This window comes from Micromonospora sp. NPDC050980, from assembly GCF_040653835.1.
GTDB lineage: Bacteria > Actinomycetota > Actinomycetes > Mycobacteriales > Micromonosporaceae > Micromonospora.
In genome coordinates, this window is record NZ_JBFAGS010000002.1 from 390020 (window position 1) to 412098 (window position 22079).

The following is a 22079-nucleotide window of genomic DNA, read 5'->3' on the forward strand; positions in this document are numbered from 1 at the left end:
ATGCCGGGGCGGGAGGGCGCCGGTCGGTCACCAGCGCCGATCGGTGACCGGGGGCGCCTCGGCCGCGCTGGGTGCGCCGAGGCCGTGGTCCCGGGCCGCCGCGATGGCTTCGGCGCGGCTGCCCAGGTGCAGTTTGACCAGGATGGCCGAGACGTTGTTGCGTACCGTCTTGGCGCTCAACCCGAGCCGGTGCGCGATCAGCGGGTTGGCCAGGCCCCGGGCGAGCAGGCCGAGGATCTCCCGTTCCCGGTCGGTGAGCTCGGGGAACGGCGCGTCCGCGCGCACGCCGAACAGCGCGCCGGCGCGGTCGGCGAGCGGGCCGCCGAGGATCAGGTCGCCGCCGGCCACGCCGCGGATGCCGCGTTCCACGTCGGCGGCCGAGGCGCCCTTCAGCACGTAACCGCGGGCCCCGGCGCGGAGCGCGGCGACGAGTGAGGCGTCGTCGTTGAGCATGCTCACCACCAGGACCCGCACCGCGGGGTGGTCGCGGCGCAGCAGCCGGGTGGCCTCGATCCCGGAGCCCTCGCCGAGGTGCAGGTCCATCAGCACCACGTCGGGGCGTACCCGGGCGACGAGGGCCAGCGCGTCGGCGGCGTCGGCGGCCTCGCCGACGCACTCGATGCCCGGCAGCGTGTCGAGCAGCGCGCCCATGCCGAGCCGGAAGACCGGGTGGTCGTCGACCACGACGACGCGGATCGGGGTGTCGCTCACGGCTGCTCCAGGGGGATGGTCAGGCAGACGGTGGTGCCGCGGTCGCCGGCCGGGCCGACGGTCAGGGACGCGCCCACCGCCTGTGCCCGTTCCCGCATGGCGTGCAGCCCGACGCCGGGGCTGGTGGGCTCGGCCGGTACGCCCCGGCCCTCGTCGGTGACGGTGACGCGCAGCAGGTCGGGTCGCCGGTCCAGCGACACCGTGCACCGGTCCACCCCGGCGTGCCGCTGCACGTTGCGGATCGCCTCGGCGGCGACCCCGTAGGCGGCCGTGGCGATCGGCTCCGGCAGCGGGTCCAGGGTGGCCGGTCCGTGCAGCACCACCCGCAGGCCGGCGCGGGCGTACTGGTCGCGGAGCAGATCCAGGGCGGGACCGAGACCACCGTCGGCGAGCACCGGCGGCAGCAGGCCGTGGGCCAGTTCCCGGACCTCCGCCGCGCGGGTGGTCAGCTCCTCGGTCAGCCGGTCCAGCAGGTGCTCCGCCCGGTCCGGGTCGCGGCGCAGCAGGTTGCGGGTGGCGGCCAGGCCCAACCCGATGCCGCTGAGCGCCGGGCCGAGGCCGTCGTGCAGGTCCCGGCGCAGCGAGCGGCGCTCCTCGTCGCGTACCTCCGCCAGCCGTTGCCGGGATCGGGCCAGGTCCCGGTTGGTGCCGGCGAGGTCCACCACGGCGGCGACCACCGGGGCGAGAACGGCGAGCGACTCGCGGGCCCGCCCGCCGAGCAACTCGCCGGGTCGCGGCCAGGCGTGCAGGTGGCCGACCAGCCGGTCACCGCTGGTCAGCGGCACGGTGACCGGCGGACCGTGGTCGCGCGGCGGTGGCTGCGGCCCGTCCTCGGTGACCCGCACCTCGGCCAGCCGGAGCGCGGCGGCGACGGTCGCGCCGAGGTCGGCGGTGCTGCCGACGCTGTGCACCACCCGGTGCAGCAGCGGCTCGGGCGCCTCGCCGTGCACCAGCCGGTCCACCCGCCGCTGCACCGCCTGCCGGACCGGCTGGAAGGCCGCCGCCAGCACGCCGGTCACGACGAGCTGCGGCAGCGGCAGGGCGCGCGGCAGCAGCCGGTCGAGCAGGGCCACCGCGGCGCAGTAGGCGGCGATCACTCCGGCGGTCATCAGATACCAGACGAGGGTGCGGCGCACGGCCAGCCGCAGCCCCCACAGTTGCTGGCGCAGCACCACCACCGCCACCGCGGCGGGAAAGAACGCCTGGGAGAAAGCATCAGCAGCGCGGGCGCCGCCGCCGGGACGACAGGTGGCAGGAGGGTGGTGAGGAAGGCGAGGGTGAGCAGCGTGCTGCCGGCGGTCGCCCAGCCGAGGCCGTGACGCTGCGCCGCCGGGCCCCGCCGCCACCGCCAGGCCAGCCCGGCGCAGGCCAGCAGGCCGAGCCCGACCAGCGGGTACGGCAGCACGGGTGCCAGCGGTCGCAGCAGCGCGGCCCGGACCTCGCGCAGCTCGGGTGCCAGCGGCAGCACACCCAGCGGCGGCGGCCCGGTGACGGCGGCGGCGAACGTCACCGTCACGTAGCCGGCTCCGGTGGCGGCGGCGAGCCGGTCGAGGCGCCCGAGCGGCCGGTCCGGCAGCAGCCAGGGCATCACCACGACCAGCGCGTACAGCCCGGGTATCCAGGCCGACCCGTGCAGGGCGGACAGGACCGGCGGCCCGCCGACGGCGAGCTGCCACTGAGCGGCGAACGCGGACAGCGCGCTGCCCACCGCCGCCGCGCAGGCGATCGCGCCGGGCAGCCGGCTGCCGGTGCGCTGCCGGGTCAGCAGCAGCCAGGCGACGGCGCCGTAGACGATGCCGTCGAGCAGGTCGACGAGGGAGTAGAGCCCGGTGGCGGTGAACGGGGGAGTGGCCACCGACCAGGCGGCGACCGCGCCGACGCTGAGCAGGCCGGTCAGGGCGAGCACGGCCCATCCGGCCGCTCGCCGCCCCCGGGATACGTTCGACATGTCGGGTCCACTGTGTCAGTCCGGCGGCCCCGACGGGATCACCGGAACGGTGTGCGCCGGTGGCGGGCCGGCCGGTGCGACCGGCCCGCCACCCGCGGGTCAGCTCTGCGCGACCGCCTTGCCGCTGACCTTCAGTTGGTCGACCACGGCGGCGACGTCGGGCAGCCGCTCCCGGTAGACGTCACCGGCGAGCCGCTGCGAGTACGTCTCGTAGAGCGCGGCCAACTGGCCGGCCCGTTCGATGGCGACCGCGTGGACGCAGTTGCCCAGGTACTCGTTGGGTGAGCCGGGGCTGTCCGCGCCCGAGCACGACGGCCCGAAGACCGGCGCCTGCCCGACCCGCGGGTCGATCTCCGACATCGCCTCGGGGCACGGGTCGCCGGGCGCGGCCTGGGTGCAGGGTGCGTAGTCGGCCTCGGCGACGGTGTACGCCCGGCCGATGTGGGTGTCCGGCAGTTCCCGCCCGACCGGCGCGCCCGGGAGGCGGTGGTCGCTCGGCAGCAGGTTGCCGCCAAGCAGATAGCCGCTGAGCGAGGCGTCGGAGTCCAGCGCCACCGGGAAACCGAGCTTGGTGTACGCCTGGAGCAGTCGGAACGCCTCGGTGACCTTCCCGCCGGCGGACCGCAGATCGGAGGTCGGGTCGGCGAACTTGCGGTTGACCACCTGGTAGTACTCCTTCTGCTTGCCCCACAGCATCCGGTCGGCCAGCCGGCGGGCGATGGTCAGCCGCTCGGGGTTGTCGGCCGAGCCGGCGCCCGCCTCGAACGCGGTCAGGTGCGCCTCCTCGTTGTAGGTCATGTAGTAGACCTCGTCGTGGCAGTAGCCGACGGGCGGATTGTCCCGGGTGGTCCAGGAGCAGACGATGCCGGCGCTCTTCGTGTTGCGCCAGGTCCGCACGTCCATCCAGAAGTCGCTCTGGTCGACGCTCATCTGCGCGTGCACGGTCAACCGGAGGTCGGCCTTGCTGATCTCGCGGGTCGGCTGGGTGGCGCTCGTCCAGTTGATCAGCTCGGCGTCGTAGCAGATCCGGAAGTGCGGCTCGAACCGCTCCTTCGTGCCGTGGGCGAGCAGTTGGAACGCGCTGGGCAGGTCGGCGAGCCGCACGTTCGTGGGGATGCGCACCTTCGGCAGCAGGCCGTCGCAACTGGGCATCGTGTCGTTCTCGTTGTAGGTCCGCTGCCCGCCGGCGGTCCAGTACGAGCGGCTGTTGCTCAGCCGGGTCGGCGGCATCTGGTCCGGCCCGTACCACGGGTTGTAGCCGCCGCCGGTCACCGTGTCGCGCAGCTTGCGCAGCTCTGCGGACTGGGCGTTGACCGCGGTCTTGTAGCTGTCCACCAGGCCGGTGAACAGCGCGTTGCGGTGCCCGTCCGCGGTGGGCCGGCTGAACCGGCTGCTCGCGTCCAGGATCTGCTGGCCGGAGCGGCCGATCCGGGCGGCGAACGAGTCGTCGCCGGTCATGTCCCCGGCCAGCGTCGGGTTCTCCAGCGCCAGCGCGGTGAACGGCCGGGTCGACATCGTCCAGACCCCGGCGTGCGGGGTCCTCGTGGTCGCCGGATACGTCGGGTCCCAGGTGCGGGCCAGGTAGGACAGGTAGTCGACGGCGCCGTAGGGGGTCTTCTCGTCGAGCACCCGCACCGGGTCGACAGTGGACTGCGACCACTCGGCCGGGGTGAGGACGAAGGGCGCGCCGGCCGCGGTGGAGGTGGCCGCGGTGAACAGCCGCCCCTCCGTCTCGTCGTACTGGGCCACCGAGAGGGTACGCCCGGTGCGCGCCCGGTAGCCGACGTAGGTGTTGATGACGTACTCGGCGTCGCTGAGCGCGCTCTTCTTCAACGCCTCGTGCATGGAGAGGCTGAGCTGGTCGACCTTGGTCTCCAGGCCGTAGATCTGGTGCTTGATCGCGTCGATGTCCCGCATCACCTCGCCGATGTCGTCCCGCATCCGCAGCAGCACCGACATGACGTCGTCGTAGATCGCCGAGAGCATCGCCTCCACCCGGTCGAACCGCTCGTGCATCTCGGCGCGCAGCTCGCCGACCTGCTCGCGCAGCTTGCCGATCTCCTGCATCACCAGCTCGTGCTCGCTCGGGCCGGAACCCATGAACATCGGCAGCAGGGTCATCACCGCGCCGAGCACGTTGCCGGTGAGCACCACGGTGCTCAGCGACCCGATCGCGTCGCTGAGGCTGAGCCCGGCCACCGTGGGCAGGTACTTGTTGATCGCGGTGGCGATGCCGACCGCGGCCTTGCCGATCGCCAGCACCTCCTTGCCGGCCTTGGCGTCGGCGAACCCGGCGAGCGTGGCCAGGATGGTCACCGCGGAGTCGGCGGCGTCGATCGCCACCTGCCGGCCGGCGGCCTCGGCCAGGGCGGCGGTGTAGTCCTGCGGCGTCGGCTTCGGGCCGGGGCCGACCGGATACTTCAGGTCGGCGGCGGCCAGCTTGTCGATGATCTGCGAGTTCTGCTCGGCGACCTTTTCCAGCGCCCCGGTCAACTGCGTGCGCAGCGCCGCCAGGTACGCCTGCTCGTTGCCGAGGTGCTCCAGGATCGCCTCGGTGTTGACGAACGAGGCGAGCAGCGGGTCGGCCAGCAACTGCTCGGTGGTCGCGGTGGCGCGCACGTTGAGCTGCGCGCCGATCTCCCCGTCCCAGGCCGCCGCGAGGTCGCCGTCCTGCGCCGCCGCCCGGGTGAGCTGACCCCAGGCACGCTCCTGCTGCGCGTAGAGCGCATCCATCCAGCGGTAGTTCTGGTAGGCGCTGGTCACCGCGTCCTCGACCTCGGCCGAGGCGGTGATCGTGCCACCGACGGTGGCGTCCAGCAGGCCCTTGACCATCGGTGCGCCGATGCTGACCCCGGGGATGCCGGACAGCGCGTCGATCACCTTGATCATGGTGGCGTACGTGGTGCGGGCGGTGGTGTCGGAGACGCCCGCCGCGTTCACCGCCTGCCGCGTGGCGACCAGGTGCCGCACCACGTCGTCGCGGGACGCGCCGGGGTTGCGGTCCCGCCAGTCCAGCAGCTCCGCGGTGAGCACCAGGTTCTTCAGCCCCGCGACGCCACCGTTGTGCGCCCGCAGGTACGCGGCGAACACGCCGTCGTGGAACCTCGTCGACTCGAAGTCGACGGTCTCCGCCGCCACGGCCGGCGTCGGCGACACGACCACCACCGCCGCCACGATCGCGGCGACAAGCGCTCTGAACCGCCCTCGGCGGCGGGGAGCCCACAGCATCACACCCACAGGAATTCCTCCGGATCACTCCGCGTCCACCGGGCCGGTGGACGCGCAGCGCAGCCTGCGTCCGGGCCCGTCCCGCCGGCCAGGGGTGGATGTCCCCGCGCCGACGGGACACCTGACCCCCACCGTGCGGTGCGACGCCACGTCCCGACCCGGCCGGGACCGGTGTCCCTGGTGGACCGGGACGCCGCGCCGGTTGACTGCCCGGCATGACCGACACCTCGCCGGACCACATCCCGGCCCACGTGAAGAGCTCCTACGTCAACTGCTCCGAGTACACCCGGGCACCCCGGCTCACCCCGCTGCCGGCCGGCGTCGGCCCGGAGAAGGCCGTACCGTCGGCCCGGCCGTCCGAGCCGGTCCGCCTGGCGGTCGTCCGGTGACCGTGGCCGCCGCGCCGGGCCTGCTTCCCGCCTGGCGGGAGTGGCTCGCCGAGAACCTGGCGATGGGCATCGCCACCGAACAGGCCCGCGCGGCGGCCGTGGCCGGCGGCGCGGACGCCGACGCCGTCGACGCCGAGCTGGCGGCGTTGGCCGCCCACCCGTACTTCGCCGTCTGCCGGCGGCTCGCGCTGCGCTACGACTGGATGGAGTCGGTGCTCGACACCTACCGGGTGCTGCGCGACGACGACGGCGGTCGCGAGGTGGACCGGCGTGCCGACCTCACCGCGGCGGAGTTCTTCGGCCGCTACTACTACGCCAACCGCCCGGTCGTGCTCGACGGGCTGATGACCGACTGGCCGGCACGGCACTGGACGCTCGACGAGATGGCCCGCCGGTGCCCGGACGCTCTGGTCGAGGTGATGACCGGCCGGGACGCCAACCCCGAGCACGCCTGGCAGTACGACCGGCACCGCACCAGCACGCCGTTCCGCGACTACCTGGCGATGCTCGGCTCCGGCGCCCGCACCAACGACTACTACATGGTGCCCCGCAACGAGAACTGGACCGGGGCGCTGCGCCCGCTCGCCCGGGACGTGCGCCCACCGAGTGACCTCGTCGACCCCGCCGGTGGGGGGCACCTGCTGCTCGGCCCCGCCGGCACGGTGACCCCGCTGCACGTCGACAACAGCACGGTGCTGCTCTGCCAGGTGCTCGGCCGCAAACACGTCCGGCTGGTCCCGTCGTACCAGCGGCACCTGGTCTATCCCCGGGGCGGGACCTTCAGCGCGGTGGACGCGGCCCGGCCGGACCTCGACCGCCATCCGCGCTACGCCGAGGCCACCGTGCTGGAGGTCGTCCTCGAACCGGGGCAGATGCTGCTCGTCCCGGTCGGTTGGTGGCACTGGGTGCACGCGCTCGACCTCAGCGCCACGGTCACGTTCCACCACTTCCGGGTGCCGGGGCAGAACCACCGGATGGCCACCCCGCCCGCGGCCAGGGCGGGGGAGTGAGGGACCGGGGCTCCCCGCGCCCGACCGCAACGACCACCAGCGGCGCACGAGGTCGCGGTCCACGTCGGCGCCCGCCGCCGCCCACGCGGCAGGTGAAGCGGTGGACGGCTCGCCGAGCGCATCGCCTCGACCTCGTGCATGCGGGACATCATCGCGGAACCCGCCACCGGCGTCACCGGAATGGTCCCGGGGGAGTCCCGTTCAGCCGCCGGCGCGGCGACGCCGCGTCACCAGATCCCCGGCCGCGCTCCGCCACCGGGGGTGGGCGAAGGTGAAGCCGGCGTCGGCGAGCCGTCCCGGGGTGACCCGCCGGCTCTTCACCAGCAGTTCGGTGTCGGATCCGATGGCGAACGCGCCGACCTCGGCCATCCACCCGGTGGCCGGCAGGCCGATCGGAACCCGCCAGGCCGACCGGAGGTCCCGCATGAACTCCCGCTGCGGCAACGGGTTCGGCGCGGCGAGGTTGACCGCCCCGGCGAGGTCGTCGCGTTCGATCAGGAACCGGACGGCGCGGACGAAGTCCTGGTCGTGGATCCACGAGACGTACTGCCGGCCACCCGCGACCGGTCCGCCGAGCCCGAGTCGCGCCAGCCGGCTCAGCACGTCGAACACGCCCCCGCGGTCGGGGCTCATCACCATGGCCGACCGCAGCGCCACCTTGCGCGTGCCGGGCGTCGCGGCCCGTTCCTGCGCGGCCTCCCAGTTGCGGGCGATCGCGACGCTGTAGGACCAGTAGCCGGGCACGCCGGGTTCGTCGCCGCCGATCAGACCGGCGTGCTCGTCGTTGGCCGCGTCGAACCGGTGCGCGTAGATGGTCGCGGTGCTCATCTGCAACCACACCCTGGGAGGTCGGGCGGCGCGGGCGACGGCCTCGCCGACGACCCGCGTCGACTCCACCCGCGAGCGCATCATGGCGTCCAGGTTCGCCGCGGTGTACCGACAGCTCACGCTGCGTCCGGCCAGGTTGATGACGACGTCGCTGCCGCTGATCGACCTGGCCCAGTCGCCGAGTGTGACGCCGTCCCAGTGGACCTGGCGCTCACCCCGGGGAGAGCGCGTCAACAGCACGACGTCGTGGCCCTCGGCGGTCAACGCCCGATCCAGGATCGTGCCGACCTGCCCGGTGCCACCGGCAATGACGATCCGCACGACATCTCACCGGCCTCACTTGAACACGTTCAACTCCGTGGTGAGCCTATGGTCGGCCAGCCGTACCGTCAAGATCTCCGGGGGCGCCCGCCGGACGGCTCCGGCGGTCCCGTCGTGGGCCGCGTCGGCGAACCGGCGCGGCGCCGACCGACGACGCAATCGCGAAGATGCCCGACACCGTCCCCGGACGGCACCGTGGAGTCGGAACGACGTAGCGACCACTGGTGAGGATGGGGCAATCGTGGGCGAGAGGCTGCACGGCAGGACGACCGTCGACCTGTGGATGAACTACTGGCCACTGCTGCCGAAACTGCTCGACCCCATCAAAGAACAGGCGCGGGAGTTCAACAGCCGGCACCCCGAGTACGAGGTCCGGATCATCGGCGTCGACGTGCGCACGATGCTCCAGGACCTGGCGGAGGCCGTCCGGGCCGGCCGGGGCCCGCAGCTCGTCACCATCCAGTACCTGTGGGCGCAGCACGCGCGCGACATGCGCGACGCGGCCGGCGAACCGGCTTTCACGTCCATCGAGGAAGCGATCGGCGGCCGGGCGGAGATCCTCGGCGAGCCGGTGGTCGTCGACGACCTCATGCCGAACATGGCCCGCAACCAGACCATCGACGGCACCCTGCGGGCCTGGCCACGGAACCCGTCGACGACGCTGCTCTACGCCAACATGACAATCCTGCGCGAGGCCGGCGTCAGCGAGCCGCCGCGCACCTGGCAACAGGTCGACGTGGCGTGCGAGGCCATGGCGCGGCTGCGCGGTCGGCCCGCCAACGCGATCACCTGGCCCAACCAGGGCTGGTTCTTCGAACAGGCCGTGGCGCAGCACGGCGGGCTCTTCGTCGACCACGAGAACGGCCGGACCGGTCGCGCGGAGAAGATCGACCTCGCGACGCCCGAGATGCTCTCGTTCGTGAGCTGGTGGCGGAAGCTGAACCGGGACGGGCACTTCACCTACTCCGGCAAGCAGGTGGACTGGCTGGGCTGCTTCGACGCGTTCGTCAGGGGTGAGGTGGCGCTGACGCTCAACTCGTCCGTCGAGGCCGGGCCGCTGGTGGCGACGGCGCGCGGGAACGGCTACGAGGCCGTGGCCGTGCCGTTCCCGTACGACGAGGACGCGCCCTACGTGGGCAACTCGGTGGCGGGAGACGGGATCTGGCTCGCCGCCGGCCTGGACGACCGGGTGCGGGACGGGGCGCTGGCGTTCCTGCAGTTCCTCACGGCACCCGAGCGGGCCGCGGCGGTGCACGCGGACAAGCGCACCTTCATGCCCATCACCCGGTCGTCCGTCCGGCTGCTGGAGGAGCAGGGCTGGTACGAGCGGAATCCGCACGAGCGGGCGGCGATCGAGCAGTTGCGGCGCAGCGCCGACTCACCCGCCAGCCGAGGACCGGTGTTCGGCCGCTTCCGGGCCGTCCAGGACGTCATCACCGCGGCGATGCACGACGTGCTGGTCTCCGACGTCGACCCGGCGGCGCGCTTCGCCCGGGCCACGGCGACGGCCCAGCAGATGCTGGACGAGTACAACGACACCCACTGACCGGGCGTCGCACGCGGCTGCCCTCCGGGTCGGGATCACCGGGGCCGGAGGGCAGCCGGACGGTCGCCGGTCGGCGACCGGCGCGGGCCCACCCGGTAACGCAGGTTCGCCAGGTCGCCGGAGGTCTCCAGACTGGTCGCCGACAGGTCGATCCAGTCCTCGCCGGCGCTGTCGAACAGCCGTACGCCGTCGCCGAGCAGCGCTGGCACGAGATGCACGACCAACTCGTCGACCAGGCCCGCGTCGAGGCACTGCCGGGCGGTGTCCGCGCCGAGCACCGCGACGTCCCGGCCCTCGGCCGCCTCGCGCACGGTCTGCATCACCTCGCGGATGTCGCCGCCGGTGAAGGTCACGGCCGGGTCGGGATGCCCGGGCGGACGGTGGGTCAGCACGAACAGCGGGCCGGAGAAGGCGCCGTTGTAGACCTTCCCGCCGACCGCGCTGATGCCCTCGTCGTAGGTGCGACGGCCGGCCAGCACCGCGCCGAGCGACTCGACGATCGCGCGGAACAGCTCCGGCGGCGGGCCGGAGTGGCCGTTGATCCATTCCATCCGGCCGCCCGGGCCGGCGATGAAGCCGTCCAGGGACAGTGTCGTGTGCCAGATGACCTTGCCCATCCCGTCTACCTCCCGAAGTGTTTCCGCCGGCTCGTCACCTGGGTCAGCGTCGCCAGGGCATCGCCCCGCCGACCAGGTACTGGCCGACCATCTCGAAGTGCGCGGGCGCCATGGAGATGTGCTTGTTCGCGGTGTGGATGTCGCGGAAACAGCGTTCCAGCCGGTTGCCGGTGTAGATGGCCGACGTGCCGGCGAGGTCGTAGAGGGTGTCGACGGCCTCGGTCGCCTTGTGCGCCACCGTGGCGGCGGTCAGCCGCACGGTGGCGGTCAGTGGTTGGCCGCCCGCCGCGCCGTGCCGGTCGCCCTGGCGGGCGGCCTCCCACAGCAGCACCCGGGCCGAGTAGGCCGCCATCTCGGCCCGGGCCAGCCGGTCCTGCACGGTGTGGTTCTCGGCGAGGGCGACGGTGCCGCCGACCGGCACCTTCCTGGTCACGACGGGGCGGAACGCCTCCAGCGCGTCCTGGGCGATGCCGAGGGTCACCGGGGCGTCCGCGTAGTGCACGAAGGTGAAGTAGTCGATCGCGTACCCCTGCGACGGGCGGGCCGGCGGGTACGCCAGGATGTCGCTGCGAGCCACGGTCAGCTCCTCGGGCACGAAGACGTCCGCCACCCGGAAGTCGTTGCTGCCCGTGCCCCGCAGGCCGAGGGTGCGCCAGGTGTCGCGGCACTGCGCCTGCTCGCGGGGCACCAGCAGCAGCCGTGCCTCGCGACCGGCCGGCCCGGTCACCGGTTCGCCGCCGGAGGTGACGACGGCCGTGCACAGCAACCACCCGGCGTGCGCGAAACCACTGGCCAGCGGCCATTCTCCGGTGAGACGGTAGCCGCCGTCGACGCGCTCGGCGTGACCGGTGGGGCGGGTCGCGCCGACCACCAGGCCGGTGTGCTCCCGGTAGAGCCGCTCCGCCACCGGCTCGGGCAGGTAGTCGGATAGCCGGGACAACGCGGCCTGCGTGCCGACCAGCCAGGCGACGGAGGCGTCGAGGCGCGCCAGCGCCTCGACGACCGTCACGCCCGCCAGGATGCTGAGCTGGCTCCCGCCGAACTGCTTCGACACCCACATCCGGGTGAGACCGGCGTCGCGCAGTGCCTCGAACACCTCCCGTGGGGTCTCCCGGGCGTGCTCGGAGCCGTCCCGGTGCGCGGCTATCAGCGGCGCCAGCTCCCGCACCCGGCCGAGCCACTCCCGCTGTTCCGCGGTGAGCGTCGGCTGGAACAGTCCCGGCGCGTCTGCCTGCTCGATCATCAGAGGTTCCTCCCCGTGTGCGTACGGCGGCTCCGCGCCACGTCCGCCCGGATCGTCAGGTGCTGAGAGGATTCCGGACGCTCCATACAGGCTCGCGCCGGTCGGGACCGGGGGTCATCTTCCTGTGTGCCGGCGTGCGGGTTCAGCCGCGCATCGCCGGGTCCGCGCCGGCGGCGACCATGCCGAAGGAGTCGTGGATCGTGCGGACCTCGACCGAGGTGACGTGGAAGTCCAGGATCCGCTCGGCCACCCCGAGCGCGTCGTCACCGCTGTCGCACTCCACCACGTAGTAGGCGGTGAGTTGCTCCCGGGCCGTCGAGAGGGGCCCGTGGGCGGCGACCCGCCCGTTCCCGTCCCGCCGGACCGACCGGGTCTGCTCGACGTGGCCCATGCCGGCGCCGGCGACCAGCATGCCGGCCGCCGTCAGCTCCGTGCGCAACTGCTGATGCTTGCGGCCGATCTCCTGCAGCTCCGGCCGCGACATGGCGGCGGTCTGTGCGGGGTCGCTGTACATCAACAACGCGAATCTCATGCCCGGTCGTCTCCTCGGTCGGCGGTCCGCGCCGGCCCGTCGCCCGGCGTCACCAGACAGTAACCGGGACGGTCGGCCGGCGGCGGGACCGGCGCCCGCTCGTGCGGGCGCCGACGACCACGATCCGAGAAGGAGACGGCGTCAGAAGCGCAGCACCGCCCGGAACCGCACCTCGTTGCGTTCCACCCGGCGCACCACCTCGTCGGCCCGATCGGCGTCGAAGGTCTCCACCATCGGCGTCACCGCGCCGCCGGCCGCCAGGTCGAGCGCCTCGCCGAGGCGGTCGAGCCCGAGATGGGTGGCGCCCAGGATCTGCTGCCCCCGGGACCAGATCGGGAAGGTGGGGCCGATCGCCAGCGTCCCGCCCGGGTCGATGCCCGCCAGCACCATCCGGCCCCGCGGTCGCAGCCCGGCCAGCGCGTCGGTGGCCGCGGCGTACGAGGTGCCGGTCACCAGGATCACGTCCGCGCCACCGGCGGCGCGCAGCGCCGCGCCGTCGCCGACCACCTCGTCGGCGCCCAGCTTCCGCGCCAGCTCGTGCTTGTCCGGGGTGCGGGTCACCGCGACCGTGTCGAAGCCGCAGGCCCGGGAGAACTGCACGGCGAGGTGCCCGAGACCGCCGATGCCGAGCACCGCCACCCGCTCGTGCGGCCGCGGGTTCGCCGTCCGCAGCGCGCTCCACGCGGTGTAACCGGCGCAGAGCATCGGCGCCGCCGCCTCGTAGCCGAGCGCCTCGGGCAGCAGCACCGTGCTCGCGGCCGACACCGCCACGTACTCGGCGTGTCCGCCGGGGGCGTTGAGCCCGGTCATCCGTACGCCGGGGCAGCTGGTGGCGGCGCGGCCGGTGAGCCCGGGATCGCGCCGGCAGTGCTCGCACCGGCCGCAGGTGCCCTGCACCCAGGTCGCGCCGACCCGGTCGCCGACCTGGCGCGTGGTGACCCCGGCGCCGACCTCGACGACCTCGCCGGCCGGCTCGTGCCCGATCACCACCGGGTCCAACTGCGGGAACGGGAAGACCCCGCGGGACACCAGCACGTCGTTGTGGCACACGCCGCTCGCGTGCACCCGGATCAGGACCTCGCCCGGGCCGGGCCGCGGGGTGTCCACCTCGCGCACCCGCCAGGGCGCGTTGACGGCGTCGACGACGGCGGCCCTCATCGGGACGCCTCCGCGCGCTGCCGGGGCCGGGCCACCGGGGCGGGGGAGAGCCGCACGGGCAGGGCACGCCGGCCGTTCATGATGAAGCCGCCCTGCGGTGCCACCTGTTCCGGCGGCACGGCCAGTTTCAGGCGCGGGAAGCGTCGGAACAGCGCGTCCAGGGCGATCTCGGCTTCGAGCAGGGCCAGCGCCGAGCCGACGCACCGGTGTGCGCCGTGCCCGAACGACAGGTGCCGCTGGTCCTGCCGGTCGAGGTCGAACCGGGCCGGGTCGGGGTGCACGGCGGGGTCGCGACCGGCGGCGGCGAAGTGGACCAGCACCGGCTCGCCGCGAGGGATCGTCACGTCGGCGACGGCGACGTGCTCGACCGGGAAACGGAACGGCAGGTGGGCCACCGGGGCCTCGGATCGCAGCGTCTCCTCGACGACCGCGGACCAGGAGGCGTGACCGCCGCGCACCAGGTCGAGCTGGTCGGGGTGGCGCAACAGCGCGCAGACGGCGTTGGTGATCAGGTTCATCACCGGCTCGGTGCCGGTGTTGAGCAGCAGCAGCACCGTGCTCGCCAGCTCGGCCTCGCTGAGTCGGGCGCCGTCCTCGGCGCGCGCGGCGAGCAGGTCGCTGGTCAGATCGTCCGCCGGGCGGCGCCGCTTGGCCTCGATCAGGTTCTGCACCGCGCCGCGGATCGCGGTGAACAGGGCGTTTGCCTCCTCCGGCGTGCCCGGCGGGGTCGCGTCGTAGCTGCCCCGCAGGATGGTGACCCGCTCGCTCGGCGGCACACCGATCAGGTCGCCGATGACCTCGGCGGCGAGCGGCCGGGCGAAGTCGTCCTTCAGGTCGACGACCGTCCCGTCGTCGTGCGCGGCGAGGCGGTCGAGCAGTTCGTCGACGATGCGGGTGACGTGTGCCCGCATCACTGCCACCCGTCGCGGTCCGAACGCCGAGGCGATCAGCCGCCGCTGCCGGGCGTGGTCGTCGCCGTCGGCGGTGGTCAGGTTCTCCATCCTGGCCCAGTGGATCAGGGGGAAATCCGGGCCGATCTCGCCGGCGGCGTACGCCGTCCAGTGCCGGCGGGCGTCCTTGGACAGCCGCGGGTCCGCGAGTGCCTGGCGGGCGGCCTCGTAGCCGGTGATCGACCAGGCGGGCAGGCCACCGGGGAGGGTGATCCGGGCGACGGGGCCCTGGGCGCGGATCCGGGTCGCCTCGCCGTGGATGTCCGAACCGGCACCGTCGATGGCGACGGGACACTGACCTTCCATGGAATCCTCCGGTCGTTCAGGGGGACGTCGGCGGGCCGGCACTGGTCCTGCCCACTGCGGGTGGACGACCCTGATCCGAGCCTATCGATGCCGGCCGCGGCCCCCGCATTTCAGATTGCGATCCTTCGCCGGGCGTGGACGAGGCCGGGTCGGCCGTCGCCGACCCGGCCTCGCCGGAGGGGTGCGTAGGGTCTACTGGGCGGCGTTGCCGGCCGGCACGGGTGGCGCCGGGGCCGCGGTGGCCGGCGCCGGCTCGGCCGGCGGGTTACGCCGGGGTGCGGCGAAGCGACGCATGATCGGCCGCTCCCAGAAGCTGAACAGCAACCAGGACAGCACGAGGGTGACCGCGAACAGCAGGGCGATCACCCCGATCGCGGCCGGCGTGCCCCACTGCCGGGTGGCGCCCAGCGCCCGGTGGCCGAAGGTGATCACCATCGAGTGCCAGAGGTAGAAGGCGAACGAGATCTCGCCCAGCCACACCATGGCGCGGCTGGACAGCCAGGTCGCCTGTCCCGCGACGTCGGCCGTCGCGCCGGCCGCGATCACCAGGGCGAGCGGCAGCGCCATGATCGCTACCAGGGTGTACTTGCCGGGCAGGACCAGCGGGCCCACCGCGTACGCGGCGACGGCCAGCGCCACCGCGCCGCCCAGGCTCAGCGGCAGCCGGCGCCCGGCGAGCACGATCCTGGCGACGATGATGCCGAGGACGAAGTCGAGCATCCGCACCGGCGGGAAGAAGTAGATGAACCAGAACTGGTTCTCCGAGGCCGGCGCCCAGACCAGTTGCGGCTGGTAGGGCAGCAGTTCGGAGAGCGAGGGGACCAGGAAGATGCCGGCCAGCACGACGAACGCCCAGGCCCACAGGCGCTCCGGCCGGATCCGCCGGACCAGGGCGATCAGCAGCGGGAAGCAGAGGTAGAAGAGTGCCTCGCAGGACAGCGACCAGGAGATGTTGTTGACGCTGTTGTTGATCTCGAACTGCGGGAACCAGGCCTGCACGAGCAGCAGGTTGAGCAGCGCGTACTTCTTGTCGATCACGGTCCCGGCCACCTGGGTGATCAGGATGAACGCCGCCAGGAAGGTGAACAGGTGGTTCGGGTAGATCTTGAAGAAGCGGCGTCGCCAGAACCGCAGGGTGGTGTCGGTGGAACGGGCCGACCAGGTCAGGACGAAACCGCTGAGGATGAAGAAGAAACCGACCCCCAGATAACCGCTGCGGCCGAATATCGCGCTGTATTTCGCCTGGTGGTCCTGGTTGGCGAAGAACAGTTGGAACATGACGTGAAACAGGAACACCGCCGCGGCGGCGATGAACCTCATTCCGGTCAGTGACGGCAGGCGATTCTGGCGCCCGCCGCCGGCCGTTTCCGGTGTCATCGTGGTGCTCACCATTGCCGTACCTCTTTGTCGCCGATCCAGTGGGAGGGATCCGCGAGCCCGTTGCTGTCAACCGCGGCGGGCCGGCAGATTGGACGCACTCTGGCACCGGCGAGAAGCGACGTGCATCTTCCACGTTGCTCAGTTCGGCGCGCGCGCCGGGCCGCCCGGCGGAAACCGGGACGAGACCGCCTCAGATGCCCCGCTCGACCATGTCCAGCAGCCGCTGGCCGACGTCCCCGGCCGCCGCCCGGTCGAGGGCCCGCAACGGCCCGTCGATCAGCAGCATGGCGAGCCCGTGCACGGTGGACCAGGCCAGGAACTCGGCCTGCGGTCGCCGCTGCGCCGGTAGCGCGCCGGCCGCCACCAGTTCGTCCAGCGCCGCGCCGAGCAACTGGAACGGGGCCAGCCCGCTGTCGCCCCGCTTCGCCTGCTCGTCGGCGGTCGTCAGGTCCACCGGCACCGAGATGGCGGTGCGGAACAGGCCGGGCTCGGTCGTCGCGAAGGTGAGGTAGCCGGTGCCCACCGCACGCAGGCGGGCCCGGGCCCGGGCGGCCGGGTCCCCGCCGGTGGGCACCTTGGCCAGCTCTTCCTCGATGGTCCGGGCCAGCGCCGCCTGCGCCGAGGCGCTCACCGCCTCCAGCAACGCCCGCCGGTCGGCGAAGTGCCGGTAGGCGGCGTTGGGCGCCACGCCCACCCGGCGGGTGACCGCGCGGAGCACCACGTCGTGCGGGCCGCCGTCGCGGGCCATCGCCACGCCCGCCTCCAGCAGCGCGCGGCGCAGATCACCGTGCCGGTAGGTGCTGCGCCGCGGTGGTTGCGCCCGGGTGGCCGTCATCGTCTTCCCATCGCCGCCGACGTCCTGGTGCGCCGGTCCTGAACAGCAGCGTACGCAGGCTGGGCCGGGTCGACCTGTGGGGTGGCAGGCTCGGCACGCACAAAGATGCGTCGCCGCGCGGGCCGGTGTGACCCTGATCGACATGAACCAATTCGAGGGTAAGACCGTGATCATTACCGGTGGAGGCAGCGGCATCGGACTGGCCACTGCCCGGCGGCTGCTGACGGACGGGGCGAACGTGGTGCTCGCCGGCCGCAGCGGCGAGCGGCTCGAGGCGGCGGTCAAGAGCCTCGACGGTGACCGGCGGGTGCTCGCCGTGCCCACCGACGTGAGCCGGGTCGACGAGCTGGACCGGCTGGTCGAGACGGTGCGCGGGCGGTTCGACCGGGTGCACGGCGTGTTCGTCAACGCCGGCGTCGGCTTCGCCGCCCGCACCGACGGTGTCTCCGAGGCCGACTTCGACGCCGTGGTCGGCACCAACTTCAAGGGCGCCTTCTTCACCGTGGCGCGCACCCTGCCGCTGCTGGCCGAGGGCGCATCCGTGGTGCTCAACGGGTCGTGGACGGTCCATCGCGGCCTGGCCATCGGATCGGTCTACTCCGCGAGCAAGGCCGCCGTGCTCGCGTTGGCCGGCTCCCTCGCCGCCGACCTCGCCGACCGGGGCATCCGGGTCAACGCGGTGGTCCCCGGCCACGTCGCCACCGAGATGTTCGACGGTCTCACCGGCGGCTCCGAGCAGGTCCGCGAGATCTTCCGGGGACAGGTGGCGCTGGGCCGCATCGGCGCGGCGGAAGACGTCGCCGAGGTGGTGCGCTTCCTGCTCTCGCCGCAGTCCGCCTACGTCACCGGTCAGCAGTTCGTGGTGGACGGCGGGCTGCTCGGCGCGGTGCCGTTCCAACCCGGGCCCTGACCCGAACCGAGCGAGGAGACGACCGAGATGAGCAGTGACGACCAGACGCGGGCCGTCGTGTTGGGCGGAAGCATCGCGGGCTTGTTCGCGGCCCGGGTGCTCTCCGACGCGTACGACGAGGTGCTCGTGGTGGATCGAGACGAACTCGTCGGCGTGACCGGGCCGCGGCGCAGCCGGCCCCAGGGCCGGCACATCAACGCCATGCACGTGCGGGGCCGGGTGGTGATGGAAGAGCTGTTCCCCGGCATCACCGACGAGCTGATCGCCGACGAGTGCCCGGTCGGCGACTTCGCCGGGTCGGTGCGGTGGTACTTCCACGGCAAGGCGGTCAAGCGCACCGACATCGGCTTCATCGCGGTGCCGGCCACCGCGCCGCTGATGGAGCGGCACATCCGGGAGCGGACCCACGCCCTGCCGAACGTCACGTTCGTGGAGCAGCGCGACATCGTCGGGTTGGCGACGACCGCCGACCGGCGGCGGGTGACCGGGGTGCGGGTGCGCCAGGCGGCGGCGGACACCGACGAGACCATCGCGGCGGACCTGGTGGTCGACGCCACCGGGCGCGGCACCCGGCTGCCGGTGTGGCTCGAGGAACTGGGCTACGGCCGGGTGCCGGAGGAGCGCAAGAAGATCGGCCTGGGCTACGTCACCCAGCACTACCGCATCCCCGGCGACCCGCTCGACGGCGACCTGGCGATCATCCCGGTGGCCTCGCCCGAGTCGCCCCGCGGGGCGATCTTCACCAAGACCGACCACGGCCGGTACGAGCTGACCGCGTACGGGCTGCTCGGTGACCACCCACCCACCGACCAGGAGGGCTTCTACGCCTTCGTGAAGTCGCTGGCGGTGCCGGAGATCCACGAGGCGTTGCAGAGCGCGGAACCGCTCGACGAGCCGGTGGCGTTCCGGTTCCCGGTCACCATTCGGCGTCGGTACGAGAAGTTGGCCTCGTTCCCGGCCGGCCTGCTGGTCACCGGCGACGCGGTGACCTGCTTCAACCCGGTGTACGCCCAGGGCATGACGGTCGCCGCGCTCTCCGCGCTGACCATGCGCGACCATCTGCACTCGGGGGCCACCCCGGACTCGCTGGCCTACCTGCGCGACCTGGCCCGCGACGTCATCGACCCGCCGTGGGAGATGACCAACACGGTGGACCTGAGCTTCCCCGGTGTGCAGGGGGCGCGCACCCCGAAGGTCCGGATGGGACAGGTGTACCTGTCGCTGGTGCAGGCCGCGGCCACCCGCGACTCGGCGGTGACCACCGCGTACATGCGGGCGGCCGGCATGGTGGACCGCCCGGAGGCCCTGATGCGCCCCGCCGTGGTGGCGCGGGTGCTGTGGAACGCCCTGCGGGGCACGGCCGGTCAGGTGGCGCGTCAGCTGCCGACCGCGCGTCCGGTACGACCCTGACGTCCGACGCGCCGACGCTTTCCGGTGCGGGTCGCCTTCCGCCATCGACGCCGGTGACATATTGTGGACACCGTCCACAAGTGTCGTGCCGGAGATCGTGGCGCGGGTCCGCGCCCAGGCGACGGTAGGGCGGCGAACGAGGAAGGATCCTTCATGCAAGACGCGACTACCGCGGTGGCCAGCCCCCGGGCCGGCCGGCGGGAGTGGCTGGGGCTCGCGGTGCTGGCCCTGCCCACCCTGCTGGGTGCCCTGGACATCGGCGCGCTGTTCCTCGCGTTACCGCACCTGAGCGCGGATCTGGGAGTGACCAGCACCCAGCAACTGTGGATCGCCGACATCTACGGCTTCCTCACCGCCGGCTTCCTGATCACGATGGGCACCCTCGGCGACCGCATCGGCCGCCGGAAACTCCTGCTCATCGGCGGTGCGGCGTTCGGCGTGCTGTCCGTGGTCGCGGCCTACTCGTCGAGCGCGGAAGTGCTGATCGCCTCCCGGGCCCTGCTGGGTGTGGCGGGCGCGACCCTGATGCCGTCGACGCTCGCCCTGATCACCAACATGTTCCGCGACGACCGGCAGCGGGGCACCGCCATCGCCACCTGGGTGAGCTGCATGATGGCCGGCGCCGCGATCGGGCCGGTCGTCGGCGGGCTCATGCTCGACCACTTCTGGTGGGGCTCGGTGTTCCTGCTCGGCGTGCCGGTCATGCTGCTGCTGCTGGTGGCCGGTCCGGTGCTGCTGCCGGAATACCGCAACGAGAACGCCGGCCGGCTGGACCCGAGCAGCGTGTTGCTGTCGCTGCTGGCGATCCTGCCGCTGATCTACGGCCTCAAGGAGCTGGCGGTGCACGGGTTCGACCGGCCGCTGGTGCCGCTGGTCTCGCTGGTGGCCGGCATCGTCTTCCTGGTGCTGTTCATCCGCCGGCAGCTCGGGCTCACCAGCCCGCTGCTGGACCTGCGCCTGTTCCGCAACGGGGTGTTCAGCGCCACGCTGGTCTCGATGCTCGTCGCGGCGGCTGCCATGGCCGGGGCGTTCCTGCTGGTCAGCCAGTACGTGCAGACCGTGCTCGGTTACTCGCCGGCCAAGGCCGGCATCTGGCTGCTGCCCGCCGGCATCTCGATCGCCATCGGCTCCCAGTTCGGACCGCTGCTGGCCCGCCGGATGAACCCGTCCACGGTCATCGCGCTCGGCCTGGCGGTCGGGGCGGTCGGGTTCCTGCTGATCACAGTGCTGCGCGACTCCGGCGTCGCCGCCGTCGTGCTCGGCCTCGCCCTGATCCACGTGGGCGCCGGGCCGCTGTTCGCCCTCGGCACCTTCCTGGTGGTGGGCTCGGTGCCACCCGAACGGGCCGGTTCGGCGGCGTCGATGTCCGAGACCGCGAACACGTTCGGCTCCACGCTGGGGCTCGCCGTGATGGGCACCATCGGCGCGGCGGTCTACCGGCACCGGATGTCGGACGTCGACCTGTCCGGCCTGCCGGAACGGGCCGCGGACTCCGCCCGGGACACCCTGGTCGGGGCGATCGACGCGGCCCGGCAGCTCAGTGGCGCGTCGGCCGACCGGGTGACCCAGTTGGCCCGGGACGCGTTCACGGCCGGCCTGAACACCGTGGCCGTGCTCGGCCTGGTGCTCTTCGTCGCGCTGGCCGTGCTGCTGCTGTCCGTGACCCGCACCAAGCGGCCGACGGAGGCCGCCGCGCCGGCGGAACCGGTGGCGGCGCCCGAGACCGAACCCGCGAACTGATATCCCCGGTCCCACCGCCCCGGCCGGTGGGCTCGATCCCGAGCCCACCGGTTCCGGGGCGGTGGGCCGACGTGTTCCGGCCGGCACACCCTGATCGCCGCGACAGCGACCGTGCCCGCCGCAGCCCCCGCACCGCCGCCTGGTCCCGGCCGGCGGGCCCCGGCCACCCCGGGGCGCACAGACCGCGGCGCGGGCCCGCCGGCTGACGACGGGCCCGCGCCGCGGGAGGCGGTTCAGGCCGGCCGGGTGCCGAAGACCATGTGCATGCTGGTGTCCGACAGCCGCTCCTCCTGCGTCACCACGGTCCGGAAGCCGTGCCGGTGCAGCAGGGCGTCGACCTCGGCCAGCCGGCCGTCCACGTCGTGCACCTCCAGCACGAGCTGGCCGATGCGGGGCCAGTCCTCCTCGGCGATGCCGGCCAGGACGTCCCGCTCGGCCCGCTCGACGTCGACCTTCAACAGGTCGACGGTGTCGACGCCGGCGTCCCGGATCAGCTTCGACAGCGTGGTGGTCGGCGTCTCGACGTACTGGATGCGGTGCCGTTGCCGGGAGAAGCGCTCGGCCTCGCGCTCGGCGAAGCCGGTCCGCAACATCAGCTGCTTGGCCAGCGCGATCTCCTCGCCCGGGTCGGTGTAGAGACCGGACTCGGCGGGGGCCTGCGGATAGTAGCCGAAGCGCGCCGTGCCCTCCCGACTGGAGACCGCCACCTGGTGGGCGCTGCCGCCCGGGATGTGCCGGGCGAAGTTCTCCGCCAGGGCGCGGAACGTGTCCGGGCCCGGCTCCGCCGCCACGATGACCGCATCCGGAAAACGCTGCTTGAAGTACATCGAGGCCAGGCCGATGTTAGCCCCGACGTCCACGATGACCCGGGGTTCGACGGCCGGGAAGCCCGGCGGGTCGTAGGAGTGCTCAACGAAGATCTCCCGATAGATCAGCGCCGCCTCGGCGGCGTCGACCTGGGCGACCTCCTGCCCGGTGGGCAGGCGGCGGTGGATCAGAGGCATGGCTCCTCCGGGT

19 protein-coding genes are annotated in these 22079 nt (G+C 73.1%); 6 read left to right on the plus strand and 13 right to left on the minus strand.

Annotated features, from left to right (window positions below; all coding sequences use genetic code 11):
* Positions 1 to 27 precede the first annotated feature (27 nt).
* The 4 genes from AB0H28_RS05625 to AB0H28_RS05640 form a co-directional block, all read right to left on the minus strand.
* Positions 28 to 711, minus strand: coding sequence for a response regulator transcription factor (locus tag AB0H28_RS05625; protein ID WP_358034690.1), 684 nt, complete (start codon positions 709 to 711; stop codon positions 28 to 30).
* On the minus strand, positions 708 to 1895 hold the full coding sequence (locus AB0H28_RS05630; protein ID WP_358034693.1) for a sensor histidine kinase: 1188 nt from the start codon (positions 1893 to 1895) through the stop codon (positions 708 to 710). Before AB0H28_RS05630 ends, AB0H28_RS05625 begins: the two co-directional genes overlap by 4 nt.
* The gene (locus AB0H28_RS05635; protein ID WP_358034695.1) at positions 1820 to 2659 is read right to left on the minus strand and encodes a hypothetical protein; all 840 of its coding nucleotides are present in this window, start codon (positions 2657 to 2659) and stop codon (positions 1820 to 1822) included. Before AB0H28_RS05635 ends, AB0H28_RS05630 begins: the two co-directional genes overlap by 76 nt.
* A gap of 99 nt (positions 2660 to 2758) precedes the next feature.
* Entirely contained in the window at positions 2759 to 5896 is a 3138-nt protein-coding gene (locus tag AB0H28_RS05640; protein ID WP_358034697.1) for a hypothetical protein, read from the minus strand.
* Between the two features lie 206 nt (positions 5897 to 6102).
* Here AB0H28_RS05640 and AB0H28_RS05645 point away from each other — a divergent pair, with 206 nt between their 5' ends.
* Both AB0H28_RS05645 and AB0H28_RS05650 read left to right on the plus strand, forming a co-directional pair.
* Positions 6103 to 6276: a hypothetical protein gene (locus tag AB0H28_RS05645; RefSeq protein ID WP_358034700.1), complete on the plus strand. Its 174-nt coding sequence runs from the start codon at positions 6103 to 6105 to the stop codon at positions 6274 to 6276.
* The gene (locus AB0H28_RS05650; protein ID WP_358034702.1) at positions 6273 to 7286 is read left to right on the plus strand and encodes a cupin-like domain-containing protein; all 1014 of its coding nucleotides are present in this window, start codon (positions 6273 to 6275) and stop codon (positions 7284 to 7286) included. The genes AB0H28_RS05645 and AB0H28_RS05650 overlap by 4 nt, the downstream gene beginning before the upstream one ends.
* Positions 7287 to 7487: 201 nt before the next feature.
* On the opposite strand, the gene AB0H28_RS05655 is transcribed toward AB0H28_RS05650, so the two are convergent.
* Positions 7488 to 8435 carry a TIGR01777 family oxidoreductase gene (locus AB0H28_RS05655; protein ID WP_358034704.1) on the minus strand — a complete coding sequence of 316 codons (948 nt, stop codon included), beginning with the start codon at positions 8433 to 8435 and terminating at the stop codon, positions 7488 to 7490.
* Positions 8436 to 8676: 241 nt separating this feature from the next.
* Here AB0H28_RS05655 and AB0H28_RS05660 point away from each other — a divergent pair, with 241 nt between their 5' ends.
* Entirely contained in the window at positions 8677 to 9981 is a 1305-nt protein-coding gene (locus AB0H28_RS05660; protein WP_358034706.1) for an extracellular solute-binding protein, read from the plus strand.
* 35 nt (positions 9982 to 10016) lie between these two features.
* Here AB0H28_RS05660 and AB0H28_RS05665 read toward each other — a convergent pair whose 3' ends face one another.
* From AB0H28_RS05665 to AB0H28_RS05695, 7 genes are all read right to left on the minus strand, one after another.
* On the minus strand, positions 10017 to 10598 hold the full coding sequence (locus tag AB0H28_RS05665; protein ID WP_358034709.1) for a dihydrofolate reductase family protein: 582 nt from the start codon (positions 10596 to 10598) through the stop codon (positions 10017 to 10019).
* Between the two features lie 43 nt (positions 10599 to 10641).
* Positions 10642 to 11841 carry an acyl-CoA dehydrogenase family protein gene (locus AB0H28_RS05670; protein WP_358034712.1) on the minus strand — a complete coding sequence of 400 codons (1200 nt, stop codon included), beginning with the start codon at positions 11839 to 11841 and terminating at the stop codon, positions 10642 to 10644.
* A gap of 142 nt (positions 11842 to 11983) precedes the next feature.
* On the minus strand, positions 11984 to 12373 hold the full coding sequence (locus tag AB0H28_RS05675; protein ID WP_358034714.1) for a YciI family protein: 390 nt from the start codon (positions 12371 to 12373) through the stop codon (positions 11984 to 11986).
* Positions 12374 to 12514: 141 nt separating this feature from the next.
* The gene (locus AB0H28_RS05680; protein WP_358034716.1) at positions 12515 to 13531 is read right to left on the minus strand and encodes an alcohol dehydrogenase catalytic domain-containing protein; all 1017 of its coding nucleotides are present in this window, start codon (positions 13529 to 13531) and stop codon (positions 12515 to 12517) included.
* Positions 13528 to 14787, minus strand: a complete 1260-nt coding sequence (locus AB0H28_RS05685; RefSeq protein WP_358034718.1) for a cytochrome P450 — start codon at positions 14785 to 14787, stop codon at positions 13528 to 13530. Before AB0H28_RS05685 ends, AB0H28_RS05680 begins: the two co-directional genes overlap by 4 nt.
* 192 nt (positions 14788 to 14979) lie before the next feature.
* Entirely contained in the window at positions 14980 to 16107 is a 1128-nt protein-coding gene (locus tag AB0H28_RS05690) for an acyltransferase (RefSeq protein WP_358034720.1), read from the minus strand.
* A 250-nt stretch (positions 16108 to 16357) separates the two neighbouring features.
* Positions 16358 to 17002 (minus strand): TetR/AcrR family transcriptional regulator, encoded by a 645-nt coding sequence (locus AB0H28_RS05695; protein ID WP_358034722.1) that lies wholly within the window; start codon positions 17000 to 17002, stop codon positions 16358 to 16360.
* 142 nt (positions 17003 to 17144) lie between these two features.
* Between AB0H28_RS05695 and AB0H28_RS05700 the strand changes: the two genes are divergently transcribed.
* From AB0H28_RS05700 to AB0H28_RS05710, 3 genes are all read left to right on the plus strand, one after another.
* The gene (locus AB0H28_RS05700; protein WP_358034725.1) at positions 17145 to 17912 is read left to right on the plus strand and encodes an SDR family oxidoreductase; all 768 of its coding nucleotides are present in this window, start codon (positions 17145 to 17147) and stop codon (positions 17910 to 17912) included.
* Positions 17913 to 17939: 27 nt separating this feature from the next.
* Complete coding sequence (locus AB0H28_RS05705) at positions 17940 to 19322, plus strand: FAD-binding monooxygenase (protein ID WP_358034727.1); 1383 nt, start codon at positions 17940 to 17942, stop codon at positions 19320 to 19322.
* A gap of 153 nt (positions 19323 to 19475) precedes the next feature.
* Positions 19476 to 21062 carry an MFS transporter gene (locus AB0H28_RS05710; RefSeq protein WP_358034730.1) on the plus strand — a complete coding sequence of 529 codons (1587 nt, stop codon included), beginning with the start codon at positions 19476 to 19478 and terminating at the stop codon, positions 21060 to 21062.
* Between the two features lie 233 nt (positions 21063 to 21295).
* On the opposite strand, the gene AB0H28_RS05715 is transcribed toward AB0H28_RS05710, so the two are convergent.
* Complete coding sequence (locus AB0H28_RS05715) at positions 21296 to 22066, minus strand: FkbM family methyltransferase (RefSeq protein WP_358034733.1); 771 nt, start codon at positions 22064 to 22066, stop codon at positions 21296 to 21298.
* Positions 22067 to 22079 lie beyond the last annotated feature (13 nt).